At 57.8% G+C, this 16,269-nt stretch carries 15 protein-coding genes; 12 read left to right on the plus strand and 3 right to left on the minus strand.

Translation table 11 applies throughout. The features are described from left to right. Positions 1-180 precede the first annotated feature (180 nt). Positions 181-444 carry a hypothetical protein gene (locus FTW19_RS04195; RefSeq protein ID WP_147646474.1) on the plus strand — a complete coding sequence of 88 codons (264 nt, stop codon included), beginning with the start codon at positions 181-183 and terminating at the stop codon, positions 442-444. On the opposite strand, the gene FTW19_RS04200 is transcribed toward FTW19_RS04195, so the two are convergent. Together FTW19_RS04200 and FTW19_RS04205 are read right to left on the minus strand one after the other, a co-directional pair. Beyond that, a complete protein-coding gene (locus tag FTW19_RS04200; protein ID WP_147646475.1) occupies positions 428-682 on the minus strand; it encodes a hypothetical protein in 255 nt (84 codons plus the stop codon). The two genes, FTW19_RS04195 and FTW19_RS04200, sit on opposite strands and share 17 nt — an antisense overlap. 110 nt (positions 683-792) lie before the next feature. Further along, complete coding sequence (locus FTW19_RS04205) at positions 793-1,971, minus strand: acyltransferase family protein (protein WP_147646476.1); 1,179 nt, start codon at positions 1,969-1,971, stop codon at positions 793-795. A gap of 184 nt (positions 1,972-2,155) precedes the next feature. On the opposite strand from FTW19_RS04205, the gene FTW19_RS04210 reads away from it, so the two are divergent. The 5 genes from FTW19_RS04210 (at position 2,156) to FTW19_RS04225 (ending at position 10,349) form a co-directional block, all read left to right on the plus strand. Continuing rightward, entirely contained in the window at positions 2,156-3,463 is a 1,308-nt protein-coding gene (locus FTW19_RS04210; protein WP_147646477.1) for a hypothetical protein, read from the plus strand. Positions 3,464-3,841: 378 nt separating this feature from the next. Further along, a complete protein-coding gene (locus FTW19_RS04215) occupies positions 3,842-7,207 on the plus strand; it encodes a TonB-dependent receptor (RefSeq protein WP_147646478.1) in 3,366 nt (1,121 codons plus the stop codon). A gap of 83 nt (positions 7,208-7,290) precedes the next feature. Beyond that, positions 7,291-8,829, plus strand: coding sequence for a hypothetical protein (locus tag FTW19_RS04220; RefSeq protein ID WP_147646479.1), 1,539 nt, complete (start codon positions 7,291-7,293; stop codon positions 8,827-8,829). Positions 8,830-8,937: 108 nt separating this feature from the next. Further along, positions 8,938-9,042 (plus strand): translocated intimin receptor Tir, encoded by a 105-nt coding sequence (locus FTW19_RS26010; protein ID WP_222705529.1) that lies wholly within the window; start codon positions 8,938-8,940, stop codon positions 9,040-9,042. Positions 9,043-9,062: 20 nt separating this feature from the next. Continuing rightward, entirely contained in the window at positions 9,063-10,349 is a 1,287-nt protein-coding gene (locus tag FTW19_RS04225; RefSeq protein ID WP_147646480.1) for a GRP family sugar transporter, read from the plus strand. A 424-nt stretch (positions 10,350-10,773) separates the two neighbouring features. On the opposite strand, the gene FTW19_RS04230 is transcribed toward FTW19_RS04225, so the two are convergent. Beyond that, positions 10,774-11,667: a sigma-70 family RNA polymerase sigma factor gene (locus FTW19_RS04230; RefSeq protein WP_147646481.1), complete on the minus strand. Its 894-nt coding sequence runs from the start codon at positions 11,665-11,667 to the stop codon at positions 10,774-10,776. A gap of 120 nt (positions 11,668-11,787) precedes the next feature. On the opposite strand from FTW19_RS04230, the gene FTW19_RS04235 reads away from it, so the two are divergent. From FTW19_RS04235 to FTW19_RS04260, 6 genes are all read left to right on the plus strand, one after another. Then, on the plus strand, positions 11,788-12,294 hold the full coding sequence (locus tag FTW19_RS04235) for a carboxymuconolactone decarboxylase family protein (protein ID WP_147646482.1): 507 nt from the start codon (positions 11,788-11,790) through the stop codon (positions 12,292-12,294). A 117-nt stretch (positions 12,295-12,411) separates the two neighbouring features. Then, positions 12,412-13,026 (plus strand): hypothetical protein, encoded by a 615-nt coding sequence (locus tag FTW19_RS04240; protein WP_147646483.1) that lies wholly within the window; start codon positions 12,412-12,414, stop codon positions 13,024-13,026. Next, entirely contained in the window at positions 13,016-13,399 is a 384-nt protein-coding gene (locus tag FTW19_RS04245; protein ID WP_147646484.1) for a transcriptional regulator, read from the plus strand. Before FTW19_RS04240 ends, FTW19_RS04245 begins: the two co-directional genes overlap by 11 nt. A 66-nt stretch (positions 13,400-13,465) precedes the next feature. Further along, positions 13,466-14,857 carry a cell envelope integrity protein CreD gene (creD, locus tag FTW19_RS04250; protein ID WP_147646485.1) on the plus strand — a complete coding sequence of 464 codons (1,392 nt, stop codon included), beginning with the start codon at positions 13,466-13,468 and terminating at the stop codon, positions 14,855-14,857. Further along, positions 14,854-15,603, plus strand: coding sequence for a di-trans,poly-cis-decaprenylcistransferase (locus FTW19_RS04255; protein WP_147646486.1), 750 nt, complete (start codon positions 14,854-14,856; stop codon positions 15,601-15,603). The genes creD and FTW19_RS04255 overlap by 4 nt, the downstream gene beginning before the upstream one ends. After that, positions 15,600-16,100: a hypothetical protein gene (locus FTW19_RS04260; protein ID WP_147646487.1), complete on the plus strand. Its 501-nt coding sequence runs from the start codon at positions 15,600-15,602 to the stop codon at positions 16,098-16,100. Before FTW19_RS04255 ends, FTW19_RS04260 begins: the two co-directional genes overlap by 4 nt. Positions 16,101-16,269 lie beyond the last annotated feature (169 nt).

Genomic DNA, 16,269 nt, shown 5'->3' on the forward strand with positions numbered 1-16,269 from the left:
TAATCCTTGTCGAGGGGGCGGCAGTTCGGGTCGTGGTGGGCTAGCTTGTATTGCGGTAGGTATGGCTCTGGTGAGCCTAGCGGCTTTATAAACCGTGAAAATCCTCGCGAGGGACTGTGGTTCGATTCCGCTACCTACCGCCATTTTAAACCCTTAAGTGAGAAATTAAAAGGAGTTTCTATGACTAGCGGTTCCGTAACTCTCAATGGGCTGGACGACAAGCAGTTAGTGGTGGTTCTTGAAGCGAAGATCCGTAATGAAGGGAAGCTTTTCTTCAACCCTCAGCATATCCAGCAGTTGCCCGCAAACCCAGCCCGTCCCGGCGGCACGATGCTAAACAACAACGTTATCGTTAGCTGGCAGAACGAAGAAGGCTTCAAGGCCGGTATCGAAATGCAGGCACAGCTTGCCGGACACAAAATCGTTGCTACAGAAGTCGCATAGCTTCAATTTGCTGGCGAGCCGTTTCTAGGATCGCCAGCTTCTCTTCATAATCTGGCCGCTTAAAGTGGGCATCGAGTACTGCGATCATTTGAGCGGCCAGTTGCTCTTTTTCGAGTAGCCCAAATTTTGGCTCTCGTGAAACGCCCGTTTCCATCTCAATAACATTTGCCATCTGTCTGCCTCCGTTAGTGTTTGGATGCAGGCGAATAGATGTTTTCTGCCCTGTCGCGGCTTCCATAGCTTCAACGAAAGGCGGTTCCAGGCAGCTCGAACAATCCCACCCATCGCGATGCGATGGATGGGGCACCCAGTGTATGGGTAGCAATGGGTGGTGGCTCGCACTGGCCGTCAGATCTTGATGAAGATTTGCTTGCGGTAGAGCAGCAGCATGGGCAGGTAGCAGACGCCGACAAACAGAAGGGCGTAGGCCAGTGCCGCGATGTAGAGGTTCGGGAAGACCAGCGTGAGCGGGTGGAAGAGCCACTGTTGCACGGTCTGGTGACGGCCGGGCAGGCGGATGGCGTCCAGGGTTCCGGCGAAGAACTCTGAGAAGGCATAGACCGCCAGCGAGTTGGTGCCGAAGACCAGTGCCGGTTCGATAAAGCGCTTCTTTCCGGGGCGGAGGTCGATGATCTGGAAGAAGAACCACAGGGCCAGCAGACTAAGGCCAGCGTTGAAGAGCACGAATGAGCTGGTCCAGAGCCGTTTGTTCAGCGGGAACCAGATGCTCCACACGCCGCTCAGCGCCAAAAAGGAGACTGAGGCGGTCAGCAGGCCGCGTGCGGTGGCGGAGGTTACTCCGTTACGGGTGATCCAGATGCCGGTCAGCACACCGAGCAGGGCGGTAGCGAGCGAGGGAACGGAGCTGAGCAGGCCCTCCGGGTCGTAGAAGTCTGCCCGGTAAAGATGGCTGGCGGGCAGCAGGTGACGATCGAGCCATGCCGGGAAGTTGCCGACCGGATCGAGGAAGGGTACGTCGACGCCCGGCATGCCAAAGCCGGGAACGGGGACCCAGCGGAGCAGGATCCAGTAGCCAAGCAGGATCGAGACTGTCACCACAACCAGCGTCCGCGGCTTCGCCTTGAGGTAGAGGAGCGTGGCAATGAAGAAGCAGATGGCGATCCGCTGCAGCACACCGAAGACCCGGAAGGTGTGCCAGGCGTAATGCGGGAACGAGCTTACGGCCAGCCCGAGGGCAAACAGAACCAGCGTTCGCTTCGCGGCCTGCAGAATGATCGTCGACGACGCGACGCCTTTCCGTAGCTTGCCGCGGAGGGAGAAGACGATGGAGATGCCCACCATGAACAGAAAGCAGGGGAAGACGACGTCGGCCAGGGTGCAGCCGTTCCAGGGGGCATGGGAGAGGAAGGGGAAGGTGTGCGCTCCGTCGCCGCTGGTGTTCACCATGATCATCAGGGCGATGGTGAGTCCGCGCAGGACATCAAGGGAGGTGAGCCGGGGGGAGGAAGAGGGGGCCTGGCTCTCGCTACTGACTTCGGGACGGGGCATGGAGGAGGAAAGCGTCATCCGTAACTCTTCCAACAGGATTTTCGGTAACGGACCGTACCGTGCGTGTACACAAAGCGTCGCCAGCGTCCGTCAATCTCGTTACAATGTATCTGTCGCCTCTTGCCTTTGGCCAAACGCGTTCACGGATGTCCGCTAATTTCACGGTGAATTGCAGGTGAATAAGGCATTGAGGGGAGTAGGTATGTCTACCGCGAAGCCTGTTTCCGACCCTCCGTCTCTAGAACAGCAGCGGCTTCTTGTCTCCCGTATCCTCTCTTCCGCACTCTTTCGCAAGTCGCGCAAGCTCGCGACCTTCCTCCAGTTCATCTGCGAGCAGCAGCAGATGGGGAAGGCCGATTCGATTAACGAGCAGCGTATCGGCACGGAGGTCTTCGGCCGGAATGAGGGATACCACATGGGGGAGGACTCGATCGTCCGCTCCCAGGCGCGTTTCCTGCGCATCCGTTTGCAGGAGTACTTTGCGACCGAAGGGAAGGACGAGCCCATTGTCCTCACCATTCCCAAAGGAAGCTACGTCCCTGAGTTTCACCTGCGCGAGCTTCCTGCTGAAACGGTACAGACGGTTGCGACTCTTGTATCCCACATCGGTTACACGGCGTCTACTCCCAGCGACAAGGAATCGTCTGAACCGCCTCCAAAGAGATCGTTCTTCTGGATCTATGTTGCGGCGGGGATCGGCGCCGTCGTATGCCTGGCGCTGGGCATCGGCTGGTGGCTTCGGGGAGAGGAGCACCGGCACGCCGGAGTTCCTGTGGAGGTTCGCTTCTGGGCCAGCATCTTCGATTCGCAGCGGACGATCATTCTTGTTCCTGCCGATAGCAGCCTGGTGCTGATGGATGAGCTGATCGGCAACGAGATTACGTTGTCGGACTACATGAACCGGAAGTACCGCAGCACCGTTCCTCCGCCCGAAATGACCCGGATATGGAACCAGCTGCTGACGAGTCAATATACGAACGTGGTGGACCTGAGACTGGTCTCGGCGCTGGAGCGTCTGCCTGAGGTTGACCACAGCAAGACGCAGGTCCGTTTTGCGCGGGACGTCAGCGTAAGCGAGCTGAAGCAGAATAACGTCATCCTGATTGGCAGCACACGCGCCAACCCGTGGGTCGATCTCTTCTCCTCTGCCGGGCGCTTCCGCGTGGGCTACGACTCGAAGACTCATACCAATCTGGTGGAGAACCGCAATCCCGGACAGGGCGAGAAAGCGCGTTACGACGAGGCTGCCGACAGCGCCGACCACCTGGCTTACGGAGTGATCTCCTATCTTCCAAGTCTGGATGGTGAGAGCTCCTCGCTGCTGATCGGTGGAACCAGCAAGGCAGGGACGGAGACAGCGTCCGAGTTTCTTCTGAGTCCGCGGTTTATTACCTTCCTTCACACGCTGGATAAGGGTGGCGCGTTGCCTCACTTTGAGATTTTGCTCTCGGCGCAGAACCTGAACGGTAATTCCTACCAGCGCACGATCGTCTGCTATCACATTCTGTAGGGAGCTCGGGCTTCCCAGTCCGTTCGACATCTGTTCGCGCGTAGCGCGAATGTAGCGCTTAAGGGGAAGGGCTTCAGCCGTCACCTTAAGCAAGACAATCGCACCTTCGGTGCGATCTGGTTGTGCTGCATGCAACGAATATTAGCGGTCTAGAAAGGAAGCAAAAAAGCTCTTCATTTGCCTTTCGAGCCCTTCATCAAGCCGTGCACTCGCGCACTTCACGTGAAAGGTAAGCGATTTATTTTTGAATGGCTTACGGCCGTATTCACGGTGAAACCCGGCTATCACAGTTAAATACTTTGCCAATCATTTTTTGCGCCTTCGATACTCCCGACACTCGTCTGCTGTAGTTTGCGGCAGACATGGAGGCCGTAAGAAATGAACGAAAAAAAGATAAATCCAATTAAGCAGAGTCTCGGGCGCATAGTACTTGCCCCGTTGGGTCTGTGTTTTGCGCTGAGTCTGGCATTCCTGAGTGGAGAGCATCTGCTTGCACAAGGTATTACGGGAACGATCGCCGGAAATGTGGCGGACGCCAGCGGCGCAACCATTGCAGACGCGACCGTAACCGTTACACAGACCGAGACCAACACGATCCGCAAAGTCACCACCTCCGATACCGGAAGCTTCACCGTCACCCAGCTCGCCCCCGGGCACTACACCGTCCAGGTTGACCACGCCGGATTCCAGACCTTCCGTCAGGTGGGAATCACGCTGGCCATCGACCAGACGATTCAGCTTAGCCCCGTCCTCCCCAATGGCGAGGTCACGCAGACGGTCGAAGTGACCGGCGCCGGCAACACCATCCAGACGCAGGACTCATCGATCGGCACTGTGGTGGAGAGCCAGGCGATCCAGAACACGCCGCTGAACGGCCGCCTTGGGTTGATGGGACTGATCTCGCTCGCGCCTGGTATTCAGGGTGTTGGCGCGCAGGACCAGCTTGCGACCCGCGGCATTACCTTTGCAGCCGGTACCGGCTCTCGTAGCTCCTACGGTGGACTCACCTCCACTCTGGACGGCGTTACCAATCAGGAGGTGACGCTGCAGCGCGCCGAACCTGAGGTACCGTCGCTCGACGCCATCTCGCAGTTCAAGGTGCTCTCCAACGGCGCACCTGCTGAGTTCGGCCAGCCCGCAGCTCTGATCGTGGTCTCCGCCAGCGGCGCCAACCAGTTCCATGGCGGTGCGCTCGAGTACAACCGCTCCAAGGGCATGGGCGCCAAGGCGTACTTCAGCGGCGCGAATCCGCGGCCGCCGTATCAGCGCAACGAGTTCGGTGCAAACCTTTCGGGCCCGATCCTGATCCCTCATGTCTATAACGGCCGCAACAAGAGCTTCTTCTTTGTTGCGTACGAAGGCTTCCGCCTGACACAGTCGTACTCCGATAACACGCAGCAGCCGACGGCGCTGATGCGGCAGGGTGTCTTCACGGAGTTTTCCGGCAACATCACTAACCCGTCGACTGGAACGGCCTTTGCGAATAAGACCATTCCGACGGCGAATCAGAATGCTGTTTCGCTGAAGCTGCTGAGCCTGCTCTATCCGAATCCGACGACCTCGGGTACGGGCGTCAACACCTATGAGCAGGTGCAGACGACCTCTACAGCAAGCCGCGTTTCGGTTCGCCTGGATCACCAGCTCACGGCCAACGATCAGCTCCGCTTTACCTTCCTGCGTGCGTTCTATGGCCCAAGCCCGACCAACGGATCCACCAGCCTGCAGGGTGGTAACGCACAGGATGGCGAGCACAACATGAACATCATCCTGGGATGGACGCACGTGTTCTCTCCCAACCTGCTGCTCGATACCTACGGCTCGTTCTTCCATCTGCCCATCTACCGCACACCGCAGAACTACAAGACCGACTTCTCCAGCATCATTCCTGGTCTGGGAACGGGTCTGATTCAGGGTGCGCCGCAGATCACCATCACCAACATCCAGGGCGTCAGCGAATCTGGATCGAAGGATCTGGAGCAGGTTGGCCAGATCGGTACATCGTTGACCAAGATCGCGGGGAGCCACACCATCAAGGGCGGTTTCTCGTATCTGTATGACAACCACTGGAACATCTCAGCGACGAGTCCGCAGCGTGGTTCCTTCCGTTTCACGGGCCAGTACTCGGGCAATGCTTTTGCGGACTTCCTGCTGGGCTATCCGGTGACGGCAATCAAGCCGGTGCCGAACGACTATGTAAAGCGCGATATCTCCGCCCAGTACGCGGCTTATATCCAGGACGACTGGAAGATCCTGCGGAACCTGACCATCAACGCCGGCCTGCGCTATGACCTGCAGTTGTTCAGCGACAACCTCTATCGCAACACTGCTCTCTATATCCCCAACCTGAAGCAGGTGGTGGTCTTCGGCAATTCGTATCCGTCGGCGGCTATCCCGAGCTTCCTGACCTCCATTCCGATCACGCTTTCGAGCACAGCCAATCTGCCGAACAATGTCTTCAGCTATCTCGGCCAGAACAAGAAGAACTTCGCTCCACGTCTTGGCTTTGCGTATGAGGTAAGGCCGAACACGGTGCTGCGCGGCGCCTTCGGTATCTACTACAACCTGCTGCCGGCTTCGTATATCACCACGGCGCCGTTTGCCAACCTGCCGTTCTCGGGCTCGCAGACCTTCAACAACTCTTCGGGTTCCACGCCGTCATTCTCGATGTCGAATGCGTTCTCCGGAACCGGAAGCTTCGCGGCGAATCCTTCGGTATTGGCGCAGGCTTCGACGACGACACCCTACACCGAACAGTACAACCTCGCCCTGGAACATCAGTTCGCCGGTAACTGGACGGTGCGTGTCGGTTATGCCGGACAGCACAACCTGAAGCAGAACAACTATGGCGGATCGGGTAACTACGCTCCGAACATCAACCTGCCGTCGACGCCGGTGTTGATCAAGAACGGTTCGGTGACGGCACAGAGCCTGAACCTGGTACAGCCGTTTTCGACGATCAGCCTGAATATGGCTCCCATCTTCCACAGCACGATGAACGCGCTGCAGGTAGGCGCTCATCGTCAGTATCACAATGGCGTCTCCTTCGGCGCTGAGTATCAGTGGACTCGCGTGATCGGTACGGAGAATCTCCAGAACCCTTCCGGATCGGCGCCGAACGACTCCTACGGCAACGTCGGTGGCATCACGCCGCAGGCGCTCACCGTCAACTACTCCTATCTGCTGCCCTTTGGCAAAGGAAAGACGTTCCTGGGAACAGCCGGCAACGTCGTGGATAAGATCGTGAGCGGATGGCAGGTCTCCGGCATCTCGGTCTTCCAGACAGGCCAGCCCTTCTCGGTAACCTATACGGCTCCGGGCACCTACACCGATGGCAGCGGCAATAAGTGGACGAATCTGGTCAGCGGCCGTGCCAGCCGGGCTGCAGGCGCCTCTCTATATCCCACAACGAAGAACAAAACACAGTGGTTCAATCCAGCGGCCTTTACTGCACCGACGGATGCAAACGGCATCCCCGGTGGAGCTTACGGTAACTCCGGCTATAACATGCTGCGGGGACCCCGGTATCAGAACTGGGACATCAATCTGCAGAAGAACATCGTCTTCAAGGAGCGGTATCGCGTGCAGTTGCGTGCCGATTCCTTCAATGTCTTCAACCATCCCAACTTTGGAACTCCCAACGCGAACATCAGCAACACGTCCACGATTGGGACCATTACCTCCACGAGCAGCACGCCCACCTACCAGCAGCGTACGGTGGAGTTCGCGGCTAAATTCAACTTCTGAAAAACAAGTTAGAGGTTGAGTTCTTACCGGGCGGTGTTCTCTTATGAGGACACCGCCCGTACGGATGCATGGAGGTGTTTGTGGTGCGCAAGCTTATCGCAGTAATGGCGCTTTGTGGAGCAACGTCGTTTCTCTATGGGCAGGGCCAACCACCACATGCCCGGCATGTCTCTCCCGCTTCTCTCAATCGAAATACCGGTGAGCTCTTCCAGGAGTCTATGCGCTGGAATGAGTACTTTTTTGACAATGCGGAATCACTCATTAAAAGCCCGTCTGCCGGTTCCCATGGCGCTCAGGGCGAGGGCCGCAGATACATGGTTCGCGAGTCGAGCTGGTACGCGTTAGGTCTTCTCTTTCGCGACCAGCCCGGTGATCGCGAACGTGCCGCAAAGATTCTGGATGCCGTACTGAAGCAGCAGTACACCGATCCGAGCGTTCGCTGGTATGGAACCTATAAGCGCACTCCCGCCGAGCCGACGCCGCCCAGCAAGAGTGAGCTGTGGCGTGATTACGATCCCAACTGGCGTGTCTTTATCGGGACGACCTTTGCGATGATCCTGATTGAGTATCCGGATCGTGTCCCCGCCGAGCTGCGGCAACGGATGTACAAGGCGATCGATCTGGGCATCGCGGGCGAGATGCGTGAGGGCCGCCTGGTTCCGGCGTATACCAACATTGCCCTGATGTACGGCTTCCTGTGGGACTTTGCGGCGATCCACGATCACAACGCGGCCTGGAAGAAGAAATCTGTGGCGTGGAATGAGGAGGTCTATCGGCTGTTTGAGAAGTACGGAACCTTTCCGGAGTACAACTCACCGACCTATAGCGGTGTCGATATCTACGGTCTGGCCCTGTGGCGTGATTATGGTTCCTCGGCGCATATGCGTGAGATGGGCGCGGCGATGGAAACCAGCCTGTGGCGCGAGCTTGCCAACTACTACCAGCCTGACCTGAGAAACCTCAGCGGTCCCTTTGATCGTGCCTACGGTATGGATATGACGCACTACGTCAGCGTGGTGGGCGTATGGATGAGGACTGTGCTGGATGCATCGTCTGCCCCGTTGCCGCCGATCTCCGCGACGACCGATCATCTGGCGGATATCTGGTTTGCCTCGCATATCGCCATTCTGGGGACTGCGATCCCGCCGGATGCGCTTGCGAAGATGCAGCATTTCGCCGGAGCCCATGCCATTCGCCAGAACATCAGCGCGGAACGGACGGCAACGGCGTGGCTCGGCGATCACGTCCTTATAGGCGGAGAGCTGACCTCTAAGACCAAGGACGCCGGTGGACCGAGTTCGCAGTTTCATCCGGCGACCGTCCACTGGCGCACACCCTCCGGCGAGATCGGATGGGTGCAACTGGTGGCGTGTCCGCTGGTCGATGCCAGCGCCGATGAAAATGGACTGGATATCGACACGAAAGGCACCGTCCGCTTACGGATTCATGCCGCCGGTTTGAAGAAAGAGCAGATCAAGTCGGCGGCATGGCATCTGCCTGGACTACAAGTGGGTATCACGACTGATGCTTCCGGGTTTAGTATCGACGACGGAGCAGATTCGGTGGATCTGGTCTATTCCGGTTTGAGCCACATGAGATTCGATATCAAGCCAGTGGAATGATGCCGAAAGCAGAGCCCGTACCGGCATCGTCGCCGGTCTTCCTGTGCCGTTGTGACTGTGCAGGAGTTCTGTACAGATTTTGATGCAACGTTGGAAGGAACCAAACGAATGCCCTTGATGCGAACCGCAAAAGCCATCGTCACCGATATTCACTTCCTGATCCCGCTCATTGTTCTTTGCCTGGGGATCATTCTGCTGATTCAAATTCACTAATTGAGAAAAGTATTCTGCCGATGGCATCTCACGACAAACCACATGCACTGGAAGAAGCCAGCCGTCTGCACTGGGCCGGCGTAATCTGCGGTCTTAGCGCCGGCGTTTGGCTGGGCGCCGCTGAGGCTCCCACGAAACTCGTCAACGCCGGGCTGTCACCGTTTGCGGTGTCGCTCTGCATGGTCTCAGGTGTCTTTGCCGCGCGGTGGACCGTTCCCACGCTGCTGAAAGGCACAAGCCAGGTAACCAAGGACCTGATGCGGAAGAAGTATCTGATCCTCTGGGCGTTGCTTGCCGGCATGCTGTGGGCGGTTGCCAATACGCTGACGGTCTTTGCCATCCGCGATGTAGGACTGACCATCGCCTTTCCTCTCTGGAATACGAACTCGCTGATCGGTCTGCTATGGGGGCGGCTGCTCTTTGGTGAGCTGAATAACGCCAGCCGGTCGAACATCCTCAAGGTGGTGGTGGGCACTATCGCCATCGTCTCGGCCGCGACGCTGCTTGGCTTCAGCACCATGCATGCCGATGGAGGACACAGTCATCGTGCCGTGCAGGGTATTCTTGCGGCGCTCGGTGCCAGCCTGCTGTGGGGCACGATGTATATCCCCTACCGTAAGGCCTACATCAGCGGCATGAATCCGCTGTCGTTCGTTACGGCCTTTACTTTCGGCGAGCTGGGCACTGTCTTCGCATTGGTCTGGTACTTTGACGGTGGCGCGAAGGCGCCGATCTTCCATAAGGAAGGTCTGAGTCACCTGCTCTTCTGGCTCTTCCTCGGCGGCTTCGTCTGGGTGATCGGCGATATCTTCCAGCAGTTCGCGACCAAGTACCTCGGTATCGGCCGCGGCATTCCGCTCTCCAACACGAACCAGTTGTGGGGTCTGGCCTGGGGCGCGTTGGTCTTTGGCGAGCTGGCGAATGCCACCTCCGGCCAGCGGGTGATGGTTATTACCGGATCGCTGATCATGATCGGCGGAGCCATCGCTATCAGCAGCGCGGTCGCGACACAGCGTGAGCACATCTCGATGAACGATGCTCTGCAGCGTGAGTGCGACCGGTATGACCTCGATATCTCAGAGGTACTGCGAGATTATGCGACTCCGGAAATCGATCGCACGACACCGCGGAAGTGGTGGGACTATGCGATCATCGCCGCTGCTGTTGGGGTCTTTGTCTATCTCGGATGGAAGGCCAGGGTTCCGGAGTTAGTGATGAACCTGCGGTGGACCGGCATCCTCGTATGCCTGCTGATCGCGTCCGCAGCGGCTGGTCTGTTTGCACTGCGTAGATTGTCCAAGACGTAAAACCGAAACAGAAGCTTATGCCCGGCGAACGATGTTCGCCGGGCATAAGCATTTTTGTTTGTCATTTTGTGACGAAGCGAAGAAATCTGCTTTTGAATTCTCGCGATATTAGCGCTGAAGGCGCGTTCTATACCAGCCTGGGGCAACGCCCCAGGTTTCAGGCATCAAAAAACAATAGAGGGCTGAAGGCCCGTTCTATATTCGTGAGATGTTTGTACGTGGAGAGGTATGTGTAGGGAGATGATCGCGACCCGTAAGACATTAAGCCCGCTCTAAAAGACGCCCTTATAGAGCGGGCCTTCAGCCCTTGATCCTTTTCTCAACCAACAACCTGGGGCGTTGCCCCAGGCTGGTATAGAACGCGCCTTCAGCGCTTTTACAACTTGGCGCCCTTCGATAACTCAGGGTGATAGAGCCTTTCCATTCATTCATCAGACTCCTCCAGCATTCCAATCTGAAGCCGCTGCAGACGTTCCGGATCTGCAATCACGTCGAGCTGCGTGACTCTGCCGTCTGTGAAGGTGAACCGCAGTACCCGGAACAGGTGGCCTCGCGGAGCCAGAAGAATGCCGACTGCTCCATCCACCAGCGCCGGCTGAAAGAAACGCATATGCCGAGCGAAGGCGATGGCATTCCCTGCCCAGTTACGTGCTCCATGGATCTCGACCGGGAGCCCGGTAGCCGCAGCACTCTTGTCGATGTGGACGACAAGATCGGGATCCAGCACCTGCACCAGGGCTTCGATATCGCCGGCGCGCAACGCAGTGAGGAAGCTGTTTACGATCTCCCGCTGTTGTGTGAGCTCCAGACCCGTGTCAGGGCTGATGCCACGCACCTGACGACGGGCACGGCTTGCAAGCTGTCGTGTGGCGGTGGAGGTGCGGCCTAGGATCGGGGCGATCTCATCGAAAGGGAGATCCATGAGGTCGTGCAGTACAAAGGCAAAGCGTTCTGCCGGGCTGAGGCGGTTGAGCAATACCATCAGCGCTATGCCGACGGACTCCGCCAGAATCGCTTCCTGCTCAGGGTCAATGCTGGCGTCGTCTTTTGCCGGAATCTCGATGGGGTTTTCTTCGATCGAGTCTTCCCGGCGTGAGCTGCGGGAGCGCAATATATCCAGGCAGACGCGCGACACAACGGTGGTGAGCCAGCCGCGAAGGTTGTCGATGCTATTGGCATCGGAGCGGCTAAGCCGCACCCACGTCTCCTGCACGGCATCTTCGGCTTCGCTCAGGGAGCCGAGCATGCGGTAGGCGACACCGCGCAGATGTCCACGGTTCTGCTCGAACTGTTTTGCCAGCCAATCTTTTTCCGCCACCTCTGTCACATCCCTCCCATTGCTCCCGTCATGGTTGTGACGAGCGAAACCCAGGCAATGTGACAAGGGTACTCGTCGCGTAGCACCCGCAGACTGCGGGAGAGGAAAAGGAGAAACGCAATGCAGGCAAGAATGATGAATCCGGCGATGGTTGTTCCCGAAGCCATGCAGGCGCTGATGGCGCTTAGCGCAGCCACCAAGAATGGAGGGGTCCCGGAGAAGACGCTGGGCCTGATGCATCTGCGCGCCAGCCAGATCAACGGCTGCGGCGTCTGCCTCGACATGCATGCCCGCATGGCCAGGCATGAGGGCGAAACGGACGAGCGCATGTTCGCGGTAGCGGCGTGGAGAGAAGCTCCGTACTTCACGGACGCCGAGCGCGCTGCGCTTGCGCTGACGGAAGCTGCGACTCGCCTGAGCGATCGGTCTGATCCGGTTCCGGATGATGTTTGGAATGAGGCAGCCAGGCACTACGACGAGAAGGCATTGGCGGTTCTGGTTCTCCAGATCGCTCTGATTAACGTGTGGAACCGTGTAAACGTCACCACAAAGCAGATTGCCGGCGAGTGGATGAAGTCGGAAGAAGCGAAGAAGTGGGTGCCGGAGGCAGTACAGAAGGCCTCGTAAACCAAAGGTCCAGCCGCCAGAAGCGGCTGGACTTTCACATTTTGTTTGTCATTTCGTAGCGAAATCCATATTGACAAAGCTGCCGTGCAGGATTACTTTGCAATGTAAAGTGAAGCGATGAGCGACCTGCACAAAGCGCTTGGTGATATCAGCAGTATTCGTAAGCAGCTGGCGAATACCACGGAGTTCCGTGGCTATGGTCCGGCGACACTGGCTGCCACCGGTGGTTTTGCGGTCCTTGCTGCTGTTGCGCAGGCGTACTGGGTGCCAGAGCCTGTACATCATCTACCGGCGTATCTGGCGGTATGGGTTGCGACAGCGATTGTTTGTGCTGCGCTTACGGGAGTCCAGATGTATACGCGGACACGGCGCATGCACTCCGGGTTGTCGGATGAGATGCTTCGCATGGCGGTGGTGCAGTTCTTGCCCTCGGCCGGTGCGGGTCTGTTGTTGACCGGCGTGTTGGTGTACTTCGCGCCTGCGGTCACGTGGATGCTTCCCGGGCTGTGGCAGGTGATCTTCAGCATCGGTATCTTCTCTTCCTGCAGGTTTTTGCCACGCGCGATGAGTGCGGCGGGCGCCTGGTATCTCGCGACTGGACTTGGCTGCCTCTCCCTGGCGGGAAGCCGTGCGCTCTCGCCGTGGACGATGGGCGTGGCCTATGGAGTCGGCCAGCTTCTTGTCGCCGGTGTTCTGTTTGTGAACGCGGAAGGAGAGGGCGATGAAGTCTAAGTCTGCCTCCGACGGAGGCCGCTTTGCCTATGAGGGGCTGGACCGCGTGATTCACGAGCGGGCGCGCCTCAGCATTCTTACGTCGTTGGTGACAAATCCCAAGGGGCTGACCTTCAACGACCTCAAGCAGATGTGTGCTCTGACCGATGGCAATCTGAGCCGGCACCTGAGTGTGCTGGAGAAGGAGAAGATGGTCGAGATCCTGAAAGGACACGATCAGAACCGTCCGCTTACTGTGTGCCGTATGACGTCTTCAGGGCGAAAGCGCTATCTCGAATATCTCTCCACGCTGGAGCAGGTGATTCGCGATGCAGCCGAAGACGCAAAGCCCGTGGGAGCACAGGTGCGTGGCCTGACTCCGTCACGAGTCTAAAAAATTTGCCTATTAACTTTGCAATACAAAGTTCTCTGCGGTGAAGAGGAAAAAGGAGAGAAGTCGATGGCTGAATACTCAATCTTGCAGGTACCCGTGCGAGGGATCTTTCGCTCGTTATCGATGGGCGTAAAGCTGATCCTGATCTGTTTTCTGGCCTTGTTTATGACCATACCTTCGTTCTTTGTCTATGGACTGGTAAACGAACGTACGAACCGTGCGAAGGAGGTAGCCAATGAGATCGGCAGCGGCGTTGGTGGGCCGCAGACTTTCCTCGGACCAACGCTTGCGATTCCTTATAGCGCCCCAGGTTCGTCGCCATCGGCTCCACTGGAGCGGGGGACGTACTTTGTTTTTCCCGCGGAAGGAAACGCAGCGATTAAAACGGCAACCGAGGAGCGCCATCGCTCGTTGTTCCGGGTGCCGGTCTTTCAGGCGGATTTGGTCTTCGACGCGAACTTCGACCTGACCGGCGTTCCGGAGGCTCTGCCCAAGGATGCCACGCTGAACTGGGACCGTGCTGAGGTTCTTGTCGGTGTAAGCGATGCGCGCGGTGCCCTGGCTGACGCAGTGCTTACCTCTGACGCTGGAACCGTGACGCTCACGCCTGCAAAGGCGGTCGATAGTGTCGTCATGGGAGAGCAGAAGCAGCAGAAACTCTCGCTCATTGGGGCGCAGGTCAGCGAGGCGAAGCCCGGAAACAAGTTCCATGTGAAATCTGTCCTTAAGTTCTCCGGCGCGAACCGGATTGCCGTTCTCGCCTATGGCAAGACAACCCGCCTCACAGCGCAGGGCGATTGGCGGACCCCTGGCTTCGACGGTGGTATTCCGCCAGCCACCAGAAACCTGAACGAGCAGGGATACACTGCTACGTGGACTGTCCCTTTCATTGCCCGCAACGTACGCTCCGAGGGAGCCGGAAACATCCTGGCGTCGCTCGACACAACCAACCTGGGAATCTCGTTCGTTGAAGTTGCAGATCCGTATCAATCCGTGGAGAGGTCGCTGAAATACGCGCTTCTCTTCCTCGGCATGGTCTTTCTCTCTTACTTCGTCTTTGAAGCGACGACGCGAAAGAGCGTGCACCCTGCGCAGTATGTGCTGGTTGGCATCGCGCAGCTTATCTTCTATTTGCTGCTGCTCTCGTTTGCGGAACGCATCGGCTTCAACTACGGGTTCCTGATCGCGGGCGCTGCAACAGTTGGGCTGTTGTCCATCAATGCCGCCTGGATCTTTGAGAGCCGGATGCAGGGCTTGCGAGCCTTCGCCATCTTCTCGTTGCTGTACACACTGATCTATCTGCTGCTTACGCTGGAAGACAATGCGCTTCTGGTCGGCTCGGTCACCAGCTTCCTCGTCGTAGCAGCAGCGATGTACTTCACGCGGACGATTGACTGGTCAGGATCTGTCTCCGGTGCATCGAGCTCCGTGCCAGTCAATCAGGAAGGCACGCGATGACACACGAAGGACTGCACGTCGCCATCATCATGGATGGCAACGGCCGGTGGGCGACGCGGCGCGGATTACCCCGCGCCGCCGGCCACCGCGCTGGAGTGGCGACGATCCGCCGTATTGTCGATCGCGCTCTCGATCATGGAATTGGACGCCTTACACTGTATGCCTTCTCGTCAGATAACTGGCGCCGGCCAACCGCGGAGGTGCAGGGTATCTTCTGGCTGCTGCGTGCGTTTCTTCGACTCGAAACGAACCGGCTCCGCCAGAGAGGTGTGCGGTTGCAGGCAATTGGCAGGCGCGATCGTTTAGCTCCGGTGGTTCGCGAGGCAATCGAAAAAGCCGAATTGTTGACGGCAGCGGGAGACCGTCTCGACCTTTGTGTTGCGATTGACTACTCCTCCAGGGAGACGATCGCGCGTGCCGCGGCAGGGATGACTTTGTCGGCGGATGAAACCATGTGCCAGCCGATACTGTCGCAACGCCTCATGGGCAACAACAGCGATGTGGATCTGCTTATTCGTACCGGTGGCGAAAAGCGGCTCTCTGACTTCCTCCTGTGGGAGTCGGCCTATGCGGAGCTGTACTTTACTGACTGCATGTGGCCTGACTTCGACGAGGCGGAGTTCGATGCGGCCCTGGAGGAGTTCTACGGCAGGGAGCGCCGATTTGGCGGTCTGTCTGTGAGCGCGCCCGACCCAGCAACATCGACGCATTTCAGCCTTGCCCTTAGTCTGGACAGGAGTTTATGACGCCCGCCGACGCTCTTCGCCGCATCCGATTCTGGCTCGTTCTCTTCATCATTGGATTGGTTCTCAGCGGTGTGACTGCCTTCCCGCTGCAGACGGAATTGGACTGGTTCGTTGCCGTCCTGCATCATTCCTGGATCGAGCCAACCGCGACGTCCACGCACCTGTTGCCGTGGACCGAGCGCGTGCAGCAGGCATTGACGGTTACGAATGAAAGCTATCCGTTTCTTGCTTACGGAACGGACTGGCTGGCATTCGCGCACCTTGTCATCGCCATCACTTTTGTTGGTCCATACATCGATCCCGTCCGCAACAAATGGGTGATCACCTTTGGTCTCATCGCCTGTGCGGCAGTGATCCCTCTCGCCTTGATCGCCGGACAGGTAAGAGGGATTCCGTTCGGCTGGAGGATGATCGATTGCAGCTTTGGCATCTTCGGGGCGATTCCACTCCTCTATTGCAGGCGGCTCATCGTGAGGATCGAGCAAAACCGGCTCTGATTAGCGGTAAGGTGCAATATCCGTATTAATACGGATATTGCACCTTGGCATGCGTGCATTTATAGTTGGCGACACACCGTCCATAAGGGCTAACAAAGTCTTCCACCCACTCTTGTTGTATGTCCCATATCCCTGGCCCGGCCTTTTGTGCTTCTGCCTCGCCAGCCCA

This window comes from Terriglobus albidus (assembly GCF_008000815.1).
Lineage (GTDB): Bacteria > Acidobacteriota > Terriglobia > Terriglobales > Acidobacteriaceae > Terriglobus > Terriglobus albidus_A.